12 protein-coding genes and 1 pseudogene are annotated in these 10588 nt (G+C 70.3%); 4 read left to right on the top strand and 9 right to left on the bottom strand.

The window, feature by feature from the left end; genetic code table 11:
• Nucleotides 1-83 precede the first annotated feature (83 nt).
• The 6 genes and pseudogenes from catC to R2S09_RS39445 all read right to left on the bottom strand — a co-directional run bounded on the left by catC (nucleotide 84) and on the right by R2S09_RS39445 (nucleotide 5106).
• On the bottom strand, nucleotides 84-365 hold the full coding sequence (catC, locus tag R2S09_RS39470) for a muconolactone Delta-isomerase (protein ID WP_316746087.1): 282 nt from the start codon (nucleotides 363-365) through the stop codon (nucleotides 84-86).
• Nucleotides 366-1226, bottom strand: a complete 861-nt coding sequence (gene catA, locus R2S09_RS39465) for a catechol 1,2-dioxygenase (protein ID WP_306191448.1) — start codon at nucleotides 1224-1226, stop codon at nucleotides 366-368.
• 64 nt (nucleotides 1227-1290) lie between these two features.
• Nucleotides 1291-1707, bottom strand: a pseudogene (locus tag R2S09_RS39460) (enolase C-terminal domain-like protein); the annotation flags it as partial.
• 259 nt (nucleotides 1708-1966) lie between these two features.
• Nucleotides 1967-2716, bottom strand: coding sequence for a sulfite exporter TauE/SafE family protein (locus R2S09_RS39455; RefSeq protein ID WP_316746085.1), 750 nt, complete (start codon nucleotides 2714-2716; stop codon nucleotides 1967-1969).
• Nucleotides 2717-2863: 147 nt separating this feature from the next.
• Nucleotides 2864-4228: an MBL fold metallo-hydrolase gene (locus tag R2S09_RS39450; protein ID WP_306191446.1), complete on the bottom strand. Its 1365-nt coding sequence runs from the start codon at nucleotides 4226-4228 to the stop codon at nucleotides 2864-2866.
• Between the two features lie 191 nt (nucleotides 4229-4419).
• Nucleotides 4420-5106 (bottom strand): rhodanese-like domain-containing protein, encoded by a 687-nt coding sequence (locus R2S09_RS39445; protein WP_306191445.1) that lies wholly within the window; start codon nucleotides 5104-5106, stop codon nucleotides 4420-4422.
• 304 nt (nucleotides 5107-5410) lie between these two features.
• Here R2S09_RS39445 and R2S09_RS39440 point away from each other — a divergent pair, with 304 nt between their 5' ends.
• The gene (locus tag R2S09_RS39440; protein ID WP_306191444.1) at nucleotides 5411-6457 is read left to right on the top strand and encodes an NAD(P)/FAD-dependent oxidoreductase; all 1047 of its coding nucleotides are present in this window, start codon (nucleotides 5411-5413) and stop codon (nucleotides 6455-6457) included.
• Nucleotides 6458-6480: 23 nt separating this feature from the next.
• On the opposite strand, the gene R2S09_RS39435 is transcribed toward R2S09_RS39440, so the two are convergent.
• Nucleotides 6481-7053 carry an XRE family transcriptional regulator gene (locus tag R2S09_RS39435; RefSeq protein WP_316746082.1) on the bottom strand — a complete coding sequence of 191 codons (573 nt, stop codon included), beginning with the start codon at nucleotides 7051-7053 and terminating at the stop codon, nucleotides 6481-6483.
• Between the two features lie 36 nt (nucleotides 7054-7089).
• Here R2S09_RS39435 and R2S09_RS39430 point away from each other — a divergent pair, with 36 nt between their 5' ends.
• Entirely contained in the window at nucleotides 7090-7230 is a 141-nt protein-coding gene (locus tag R2S09_RS39430) for a hypothetical protein (protein WP_306191442.1), read from the top strand.
• A 410-nt stretch (nucleotides 7231-7640) separates the two neighbouring features.
• Here the strand turns inward: R2S09_RS39430 and R2S09_RS39425 are convergent, their stop codons facing one another.
• Both R2S09_RS39425 and merB read right to left on the bottom strand, forming a co-directional pair.
• A complete protein-coding gene (locus R2S09_RS39425) occupies nucleotides 7641-8102 on the bottom strand; it encodes a DUF5990 family protein (protein WP_316746080.1) in 462 nt (153 codons plus the stop codon).
• An 8-nt stretch (nucleotides 8103-8110) separates the two neighbouring features.
• Nucleotides 8111-9112, bottom strand: a complete 1002-nt coding sequence (gene merB, locus R2S09_RS39420) for an organomercurial lyase (RefSeq protein WP_316746078.1) — start codon at nucleotides 9110-9112, stop codon at nucleotides 8111-8113.
• Nucleotides 9113-9175: 63 nt separating this feature from the next.
• On the opposite strand from merB, the gene R2S09_RS39415 reads away from it, so the two are divergent.
• Nucleotides 9176-9610, top strand: coding sequence for a heavy metal-responsive transcriptional regulator (locus R2S09_RS39415; protein ID WP_316746076.1), 435 nt, complete (start codon nucleotides 9176-9178; stop codon nucleotides 9608-9610).
• A gap of 18 nt (nucleotides 9611-9628) precedes the next feature.
• On the top strand, nucleotides 9629-10522 hold the full coding sequence (locus tag R2S09_RS39410; protein ID WP_316746074.1) for a ClpX C4-type zinc finger protein: 894 nt from the start codon (nucleotides 9629-9631) through the stop codon (nucleotides 10520-10522).
• The last annotated feature ends 66 nt before the right edge of the window (nucleotides 10523-10588 follow it).

Genomic DNA, 10588 nt, shown 5'->3' with positions numbered 1-10588 from the left:
GGCGCCCCCGCGGGGGGGGGGGCGGGGGGGGGGGGCGGCCCGCGGGGCCGGGGCGGGCCGCCCCCCCCCGCGGTGACAGACGTCTATCCGTGGATGTCGGACGGGTGCGTCGCCAGCGGCGTCACCGCGATGTCCATGTAGAGGAACAGCGGCAGATCGGACAGGATCTGGTCGAGCTCGTCGCCCGACTCGACCTCGAAGATCGAGTAGTTCGAGTACTCGCCGACGATCCGCCAGATGTGGGGCCACTTCCCGGCCCGCTGCAGCTCCTGCGAGTACGCCTTCTCCCGGCCGACGGTCGCAGCCCGGACCTTGGGGTCGAGGTCGTGCGGGATCCGCACGTCCATCCGCACATGGAAGAACACTCAGGCCTCCGGGTCGAGGACGAAGGAGTACGCCACCGTCGCCGAGCCGTCGGCCTGCTGCTGCGGGTCGAGCAGCAGTTCCGGCTTCACCGCCGAGGCGATGTCGTCGTCGTTGTGGGCGTCGCCGGGGAAGTAGAGCTGCGCGGTGAGCAGCTGGTATCCCGGAGCGGAGACCTTGACGTGGATGTGGGCCGGGCGCCAGGCGTGCCACCCGGCCGCCCTGATGAGCGCACCGCAGGCACCGTCGGTCGGAATCTGGTACGGCGCGGGCTGGACGGTGTGAATCTCGAAGGAGCCGTCGGGGCCGACGTGGTTCGTGCCGCGCAGGTTCCACTCCGGCAGGTTGGGGGCGAACTGGCTGTAGAAGCCGTCGTCGTCGGCGTGCCAGATCTCGATCTTCGCGTCGGACAGGGCGGTGCCGTCGACCGCGGTGACGGTGCCGGTCCAGGTGAGCGGCGTGCCTCCCTCGCCCTCGCGCATCGGGACGGTGCCGACGCCCTTCTCGTCGGAGATCACCGGCGAGTTCGGGACGTAGTACGGGCCCTCGATGGTGCCCTTGTTGCCCTGGCGGTCGGAGGTGGCGACCTCCTCGACGACGTGCTCGACCCAGACGTCGAGGAAGAGCGGCCACTCGCCGTCGAGCCCGACCTGGATCAGCCACGCCTTGAGAGCGTTGTACTCGGCGTAGGTGACGTTCTCCTCGCGGAGGGTGGCGTGGACGGCCTCGAGCACGCGGCGCGCGAGCTTGTCGACGCGCTCCTTCGGTACGTCCTTGACCGCCTCGTAGGGAGACTTGTCGTTCTGGAAGCGCGCGGTGGCGCTGGCGCCGGAGGCGGCGGCGGTAGCAACCTCACAGGTCATGGTGCTTCTCCTGTCGCTTGGTTTTCTCGGCTCCACGGGGACCGGTGGTGGACCAGGCCCGACCGTCGGTGCGGTAGCGGGCAAGCTTGTCGGGGTCTATCGCGACGCCGAGACCGGGTCCGGACGGCACGCGCAGGTGGCCGTCACGGATCTGGAGCGGTTCGGCGAGCAGGTCGTCGCTCATGTCGAGGAAGTTGGACAGCTCCCCGGCGCGGCGCGACGTCAGCCGGTAGGCCGCCGCGAACGTGACTGCGCACGCGGTGCCGAGCTGGCCGTCGATCTGGTTGCCGATGACGGCCTCGATGCCAAGCCCCTCGGCCAGGTGGTGCACGCGCTGAGAGACGGTGAACCCGGTGCGCGCCGTCTTGATCGAGACGGCCGTCGCCGATCCCCCGAGGATTTCCCGGGTGACCTCGGCGGGCGTGGTCGCGGACTCGTCGGCGATCGAGGGCACCGTGGTCTGAGCGACCAGCCAGCGGCGGCTCCCGACCTGCACGTGCCCCTCGTCACCGTCGAGGCGGGCGCCAGGCTCACGCAGCTCGTGCCATTCGACAAGGCCCGTATCTTCCCCTACGCGTATCGGCACTGCTACGCACAACGGCACGCGGACGCCGGGCGGGGGCGGATGGGCAGGCGAAACGTACCGGGTGACGGTGCCTGCCGGCCCCGAGGGGCGGCGACCGGGAACACCGGGTGGATGCGGGCTCGCCTGAGAAAGAGTCGCCGAGCTTGAGTTGCCGTCATATCAGGGCGTCGGCGAGCATGAAGGCGGCCACGGCCAGCAGGACCACGGCGAAGATGCGCTGCAGGCGGGGCGTGGAGATCTTCGCGGCGAGACGCTTGCCGTCCCAGGCGCCCAGGATCGCGGCTGCGATAAACGGGCCGATCAACGCCCAGTCGAGCGAGGCGGCGGTGCCGGCGCGAGTGGCCAGAGAAGCCAGGGAGTTGACCGTGATGACCAACAGGCTAGTGCCGACCGCGGCGTCCATCTCGAAGGCCAGGACGGTGACCAGGGCGGGGACGGCGAGGAAGCCGCCGCCCACACCCAGCAGGCCGGTCAGCGCGCCCAGGGCGGCACCAGCTCCTGCTGCCTTGCCCGGCCGTACAGCGCCGTCGGTGGGGCGGGCGGTGTCGGCAGGCCGAAGCATCTTGATGGCGGAGAGGGCGGCTATGGCGGCGAAGGCGAGGGTGAGGGCGCTTTGGGGCAGGTGGGCGGCGGCGGCTCCGGCGGCGGCCGCCGGGAGGATCCCGGCGGCCGCGAAGGCCGCTCCAGCCTTCCACCGCACCCGCCCGCTGCGGGCGTGCGCGTACAGGGCGGTCAGGGATGTGGCGGTGACGATGATCAGAGCGGCGGTGGTGGCCGCGGCGGGGGTGAAGCCGAGCAGGTAGATCAGCGCGGGTACCGCCAGGACGCTGCCACCGCCCCCCAGCGCGCCGAGGACCAGCCCCACGACGGCTCCGGCGGCCAAGGCCAAGATCAGGGCAGTCACGCTATTCGCCCGCTGCGTCGGCTGCGGCGAAGCGCCCGCAGCGCGGCCCCAGTGTCGAGGGGGTGGGCCTGTTCGAGGCCGGGGAGGTGGCCGGGAGTGTGGCAGAGGAGGAACATCACATGCCTTCGTGCGGGTGGAAGAGGGATGTCAGGGCCGGGTGACGCTCAGGCCCGTGTCGGCGGCGGCATCGAAGCCGTCATCGACGGCGACGACCTCTCGTCCGGTCGCCTCCAGGAGGGAAGCTGCGATCGCCGCCCGCATCCCGCCGGCGCAGTGCACCCACACCGTGCCGTCCGGCACCTCGCCGGCCCGGCCGTGCAGCTCGTGGAGCGGAATGTGCGTCGAGCCCTCGATGAAGCCGCTTGCACGTTCGGAGTCCCGGCGCACATCCAGCACCACCAGGTTTTCGCCGTGCTCGTGTGCGTCGGCGAGGTCGGCGAAGCTGGCGCGGGGGAAGGCGGCGAGCCGTTCTCCGTGACGGACCCAGGTGGCTGGATCCCCGGTTGCGGCGGCGGCCGGGCGGTCGATGCCGACCCGGGTCAGCTCCCGCTGCGCGTCGGCGATGTGGCCCGGGGTGTCGCCGAGCAGGGTGACCGGCTTGCCCCACGGGATCAGCCAGGCCAGGTAGGTGGCCAGCTTGCCGGTGCCCTCGAAGTTGAAGGATCCGGCCACATGGCCGTTGGCGAAGGCGACCCGGTTGCGTAGATCCACCACCCACTCACCCGCCGCCAGCCGCTCGGCGATCTGTGCGGCGTCGGCGGGCTCGGGCGGAGTCAGGTCGACGGGCGCGGGCCCGGCGCTGTTGGCCGGGCCCATGTGCGTGTAGTAGGCGGGCACGTTCTCCAGCCCGGCCAGGACCTGCTTCACGAAGTCGTCGACATCCAGGGTGAAGGCGTCGTTGCCGGCGCGTTCCTGGCCGATCGTGCTCGCGTCGCCCTCGGCCTGGGAGGAGGAGCAGAAACTGCCGAACCCGTGGGTGGGCAGGACCGGCACCTCGTCGTCGAGCGTTGCCGCCAGCCGGTGGACGGAGGCGTGCTGCGCGCGGGCGAGCTGCTCGGTCAGTCGCGGGTCCACCAGGTCGGGGCGTCCCACGGAGCCGATCAGCAGCGAGCCGCCGGTGAAGGCGGCCACCGCTCGCCCCTCCTCCTCCAGGACGTAGGAGGTGTGGTGCGGGGTGTGGCCCGGGGTGGCTATCGCACGCAGCACCAGGGCCTCGTCCACCTCGGACGTGTCTCCGTCCGCGACAGGGGTGCGGGGGAAGGCGACGTGGGCGTCGGCCGGGACGAGGTAGCGGGCTCCGGTGAGGCGGGCCAGTTCCAGCCCGCCGGTCACGTAGTCGTTGTGCACATGCGTCTCCGCCACGTAGGCGATGCGCACTCCTCGCTGCGCGGCGAGGGCGATCACCTGGTCGACGTCGCGCGGCGGGTCGATCGCGACCGCCGCTCTTTGGGCCCCGGCCAGATAACTGCGGTTGCCCAGCCCCTCGAATTCCAACGTTTCAACAAAGAACATGGTTGGCTCCTCTCCGGGATGGCGCACCCCGGATAATTCCGTCTCGCGAAGCCGCCGCCGCAGCTCCGGAAAATCGCACCACGACGAAACTGTTTGGCGATGGCGAATTTCCGAAGACTGCGAGCGGACGGCGACTCGCCGGCCTCACGTCGGCGGAGATATGCAGCGGCTACCTGTCGGTGCTGCTGCGGTCAGCTGTTGCGCGCGACTGCTGGGCGATCACCGCTGTTCGCCGCGTTCTCGCTTTCGGGAAGGACGACCGGCAGTCCCGCTGCTTCCCACGCCTCAAGGCCGCCCGTCACGCTGTAGACGGAGGATCGGCCTGTGCGGATCGCCTGCGCGCCGCCTTGCGCACTGCGGTTGCCCGTGCGGCAGACGAAGGCCAGCGGGCCGTCAGGCAGGTCCGGCAGCGATGCCGGAAACGTGCTGAGCGCGGCGTGGAGGGCGCCGGCCGGGCGGCGCGCTGCCCACTCGTCCGCTTCACGGACGTCGATCAGCGTGAGTTCCCCGTCCTCGGCGCGGCGGTGGGCCTCGGCAGGAGACAGGCCGGCGGGCGTGTGGCCCTCGTCGGGCCTGGACTCCTGCGCGGGCAGGACGGTTCGGATTGCCTCGTAGTTCGAGGCGTGGGCGACGGCTATCTGCTGTCCCAGCATCGGGCAGACGTTCATCGCTTCTTCCCAGTGGCGGGTGGACTCCCATTCCGCCACGTTGACCAGGGAGAATTTGCTTCCAGGGACGATGGTGCGGAACATGTAGGTGCGGAGGAAACCGGGCTGCGCCGCCATTACCTCCGCGGCATCCTGCCATGCGGCGAGATATGAGGCTTCTTTCTCCTCGTCGATCTCGATCGGAATGATCACGACGTGGCGATTTTCCATTTGCTGCTTCCTCAAGTATTTCGACTACCGACATGCCGCTCAAGCCGGAGGGATTCCCGGCGAATGCGGGAAGACAACCGAGTCCTGGTGACACCGGCTTTCGGTTGTGCGCCGGGCCGGTCTGAATGCAGCCTGCACATACGTGTCTGCAGGCGGCGACTTCTCTTGCTGGACTGGCAAGATCGTCGGTGCGGCCCGATAGATCCGTCCGATCGGCGGTCATCACCGTCGCCGGGATACGGCGATTCTTGCCAGGACGGCATGAACCTTTGTCGCATCCGTGGCGCCGCCGCACGCTGAGGGCATGAGCGACTTCGAGTTGATACGAGATGGTGGACAGCCCTGGGACGTCGTGGTGGTCGGAGGCGGGACCGCCGGCCTGTCCGGGGCTTTGAATCTGGCCCGGGTGCGCCGGTCGGTCCTGGTCATTGACAAGGGCGAGCCCCGCAACGCCCCGGCTGCGGGGGCTCATGGCCTGCTCGGCCGCGAGGGCATCTCTCCCCTGGAGCTGCTACGGCTCGGGCGCGAGGAAGTCGCCTCGTACGGCGGTCGTGTCGTTTCGGGGCAGGTCGCGGGGATCTCCCAGGACGGTTCAGGTTTCTGGGTCGACACCGAGGGCGGGCAGCGCGTACGCGCCCGCAGAGTGCTGGTGACCACTGGTCTGGTCGATGCGCTACCGGATGTGCCGGGGCTGGCCGAACGGTGGGGGCGGGACGTGCTGCACTGCGTGTACTGCCACGGCTGGGAAGTCCGGGACAAGGCCATTGGGGTCCTCGGCAACTTCCATCAGGCACTGCTGTTCCGCCAGATGTCCAAGGACGTCACGCTGTTTCTGCACACCGGAACGGAGCTGGCCGACGAGCAGTGGGAGCAGTTGGCCGCTCTCGGTGTCGGCGTGGTCGACGGTGAGATCACCGGGCTGGAGATCGACGGCCAGGATCAGCTGGCGGGGGTGCGGCTGGCATCAGGAAAGGTGGTGGTGGTCCAGGCACTGGTGGTCGCACCCCGGTTCCTGGCCCGCGCCGGCTTCCTGCGGGACCTGGGCGTGACGATGCAGGAACACCCGATGGGCCTGGGAGAGCAGGTCCGGGTGGATGCGTCCGGGTTCACCGGCGTGCCGGGCGTGTGGGCCGCGGGCAACGTCAGCGATGTACTGGCCGGAGTTCCCGCCGCGGCAGCAGCCGGAACCACCGCAGCCGCCGCCATCCACATGGACCTGCTGAAGGCCGACGCAGAAGCCGCTGCCCGCGCGGCCAAGGGGGGCGGCGCGTTCAGCGCAGAGATGGAGGCCGAGGTGTCACGGAGGGTGCAGGGCGCCCGCGTGCACGGGCTGGACTCCCTCAGGGGCTGAGCATCGCGCCCTCGCCGCAAGGATCAGGTGGCGCGCACCCGCAGGTGGGCCCGTTCTCCCTGGCGTCCGAGCAGGATGAGGAGTTCGACTGCCTGGTCGCCGTCGGCGCCGATCCAGTGTGGCACGTGCGTGTCGAACTCCGCGGCCTCGCCCGCCTTCAGGCTCAGGCTCTGCTCCCCCAGCAGCAGCCTGAGCCGCCCGGAGAGCACATAGATCCACTCAAAACCGTCGTGGGTCTGCAGCTCCGGCTCACTCTGAGACGCAGGTGAAATGAGCAGCTTGTAAGCCTGGACGCCACCGGGATCGCTCAGGGGCACCAACGTCATGCCGTCCCGGGTCACCGGACGCAGATGAATGCGCGGGTCTCCCGTACGGGGCGCCCCCACGAGATAGTCCAAGGGCACCGCGTACACCTCGGCCAGCGGCAGCAGCAGCTCCAAAGTCGGCTTGCGACTACCGCTCTCCAGACGAGACAGCGTGCTCTCGCTGATTCCGGTCTGTCGGCCAAGCTCAGCCAGCGTGATCCCCCGCCGACGACGCAGCTCCCGCAGACGGGGCCCGACCGCACCCACAACGTCCTTCTTCGCGCTGTTCACACCCTGATACTGCCTGAAACGGCACAGCCCTTCCCAATGCAGGTTCGAGCAGCAACTGAGCAGTCCGCGACGGGGATGTTCGACGACGGCTCGACGGTGGAAGTGCCGGTGCAGGCCGTGGCGATCGCCAGGGCCTGCACGGTCTTCCTCGCGGCGGGGAACCCCCTTCAGATGTAGCCAGCAGCAATCGCCACGGCCCAAGGCGCGCGGCTCGTGATGATGAACGTCGAGCCGACACATAGCCCACAGCTGTTGCATCCGCTATGGTCACGGACACCGGCGCTGAGCTGCCCAAACCCTCTCGCGCCACATCTCCAGCCCCAGAGAACCCTGGTCAGCCAGGTGGTACTGATGGAACCGCACCGAGTGATCTTCCGTGGCGGACTGGACCTGGCAAGGAACGGTCACGTTGACTGAACTAAAGATCGTGAACCAGCAGGTCAGAGGCGGTATCTGCTAGTTTTCGGGCCGTGCTCGGACATGGTGGTTCGGAGAGAGGAACACCCTCGGCACTCTGGGCGATGCGTCAGGTGAAGAAGCGGTTCCGTATCCCCCGGTATGACTCGCGCTGGCGGCTCTGAACGACGCTAGGCAGTGCGTTCGGCAGTCCAGGCGATCTGTGGCGGCACCACTCGTGCGCACAGCGGTCCGCCCCGGGCATCGGTGAGGCCGAGGCGTCCGACCAGCAGGCCGCCGCGTGCGGCGGCGTCGAGGACGTCGGCGGGGACGGCGTCGAGCATGAGCTTGGCGCGGCGGAACATGGTGAACGCGCCGGCTTCGTCGATGGTGCCCCAGGACAGGTAGATGAACCGCTGGCCCGGGCGGCCCTGCACGTACGGACCCCTCACATCGGTGCCGGTCGGCGACGGGATGGTGGTGCACTCCAGGGTCCACGTCACGGAGTCGGCGTCGCCGGGCTGCGGAGCGAGGAGATCGGTCGGGCGATCGCGGCGTTGCAAGGCGACGTGAATGCTGCGGTACACCGGGTCGCTGCTGGCGGGCGGGCAGGTGAGGCCGGGCAGGTCGTCGGCGTCGATGCGGATGCGCATGGCGGTCATCATCCTCGCCCGTCGACTGGCCGTGCCGGCGTGAGCAGGGGGTGGAAGATGGACCGCGCCAGTTCCTCGGCGCGCGCCTGGTCGACCGTCGTGCCGGTGTAGTCGGGGTGCGCTTCGGCCCAACTCTGGGCGGTGTCGCGGTCGGTGAAGAAGTTCAGGGCGCCGCAGGCGACGTCGGCGGCCGGGCCGGTGCAGGAGCGCTGGCCGATGTAGACCACGGCGGTGGGCGGCTGCCAGGTCGTATGTCCGCCGGTGGAGGTGACGGTGATGGTCTCGCCGGTGACGGGGTCGGTGGAGGTGATCACGGCGTCCGTGCCGAGCATGTCCGGGATGCCGAGGGCGTCGATCGCGCACATCGCGAAGACCTCGATCCCGCTCGCGAGGGCGACGCGGTGGGCGGTGGGTACGGCGGAGAACGGGTACGCCGCCCGGATGCGGCCGTGGTCATCCTGGGCAAGGAAGTCGTCGGCCGCCAGGTCGGCGACCACCTCGGCGGCCATCCGGCCATGAGCGGCGGCCGCGGCCTGCAGATCCTCGGCTGTGGGGCTGTGTCCGGTGACCGCGAAGTGGCCGAGCACGGCTTGCTGGACCGCGCGCAGTCCGCCGGCCTGCGGGGCGAGGCGTCCCCGCCCGCTGCGGCCGGCCGCATCCATCGGCGGGCAGTCGCAGTCCCCGGCGGGGGCGGCCTCGGCCAGTGCGCGGCGCAGGTCGGCGACGCTCGGTGCCCCCTCGACGCGGCCGTCCGGCCCGCGGTACAGGCGGCAGGACAGGGAGGCGGGCGCGCCCGGCACGGCGAAGGGGTCCGCCCCGTCGATCAGCACGGTGGGCGATCCGGTCATCCCGAGCCGTGCGGCCTGCTCGGGATCGCTGACCTCGATGCGGTCCACGTCCGCGTCGCGATCGCCGAGCGCCTGGGCGAGCCGTTCGGCGACCACGGGGGCGTTGGGGCAGTCGGGCACGGCCAGCACGGTGATCCGCATGATGTCGTCCTCCCAGCTCACAGCCTCTGTCCCCGACGGTAGACCTTCCAGTGCACTGGAAGGTCAAGGCGTAGCCTCGAACCCATGCGCACCGGAGAACTGGCGGCCGCCGGCGGGCTGACGGCCAAGACCATCCGCTTCTACGAGCAGGCCGGGCTGCTGCCCGAACCCCCGCGCACCCCGGCCGGCTACCGGGACTACCCGCCGCAGGCCGCGCACCGGCTCGCCTTCATCCGCGAGGCGCAGGCGGCCGGGCTCACCCTCGCGGAGATCCGCTCCGTGCTGGCCGTGCGCGACTCCGGCAAGGCGCCCTGCGTCCACGTCGCGGACCTGATCGAGCAGCATCTCGCGGACATCGAGCGGCGCATGGCCGAACTGCGCGCCACCCGCACCGCCCTGCGCACGCTGGCCGACCGCGCGGCCGCCACCGACCCGAGCACCTGCACGGAAGACGACATCTGCCGGATCATCAGCACGCCCCCAGTAAGTGACAACAAGGGATTGTCACCACGGTTGTGACAACCTACCGTTGTCAGCATGAGTCCAGAGCCCACCGTGGACCAGCTCATCGAAGCGGCCCACGCCCGCGCCACCAGCGACGACCCGCTCGACCTGCTCGATGCCGTCCTGGCCCTGACCCGCGATTTGTCCGGCCGGGCCGATGCGGTCGTCGACCAGGTCGTGCGACAGGCCCGCGACGCCGGCTACTCCTGGACCGTGATCGGCGAACGCCTCGGCGTCTCCCGCCAGGCCGCCCGCCAGCGGTACGCAGACCGCGTCGCCCACACCCCCACGACCGTCGGACTGATCCGCGGCCGTGACCTGGAGGCCGGCCTGGCCGCCGCGCTGGCCGCGGCCAAGGCCGATCATCTCGCCGAGGCGGGCACCGAACACATCCTGCTGGGACTGCTCACCGACGGTGTGGCCGCCGCCACCCTCGAACAGCTCGGCGTCAGCCGCGACAAGATCCGCGACGCCAGCCACCGCCTCTTCGACTACCCCATCAACCCGGCACACGAAGGCCGCCCCGTCTTCTCCGCCGAGGCCCACGCCGCCCTGGCCGGAGCCGAGCAGCTGGCCACCGAACGCACCCCCACCTGCGCGCCCGTCGCCGTCACCACACCGCAACTGCTCGCCGTCATCGCCACCAACCCCGGCTCCCGCGCCCGCCGCGTCCTCAACGACCTCGGCGTGGACGTCGCCGACATCAAGCGGCTGCTGCACTGCTACATCAACGTCCCGCGCACCCCCTTCGGCCGCCGCTCCCGCCGCGGCCGGCCCGGCAAGAAGCAGACGGACCGCTGCTCCTTCTGCGGACACGCCCGTAGCGAGGAGCGCCGTCTGGTCGCCGGGCCCGACGTGTGGATCTGCTCCGACTGCGTCGAGATGTGCAGCGAGATCCTCGCCCAGCCAACCGAGGAAGGAACGTGACGGCCAGGTAACTCAGCCTGCCTAGGCGACTAGTACTGCAACCGCATCTGGGGGTTGTGGCCTCGA

This window comes from Streptomyces sp. MK7 (assembly GCF_032658145.1).
Lineage (GTDB): Bacteria > Actinomycetota > Actinomycetes > Streptomycetales > Streptomycetaceae > Streptomyces > Streptomyces spiralis.
The sequence above is the reverse complement of the archived record's forward strand: the minus strand, read 5'-3'. Positions and strand labels throughout refer to the sequence as shown.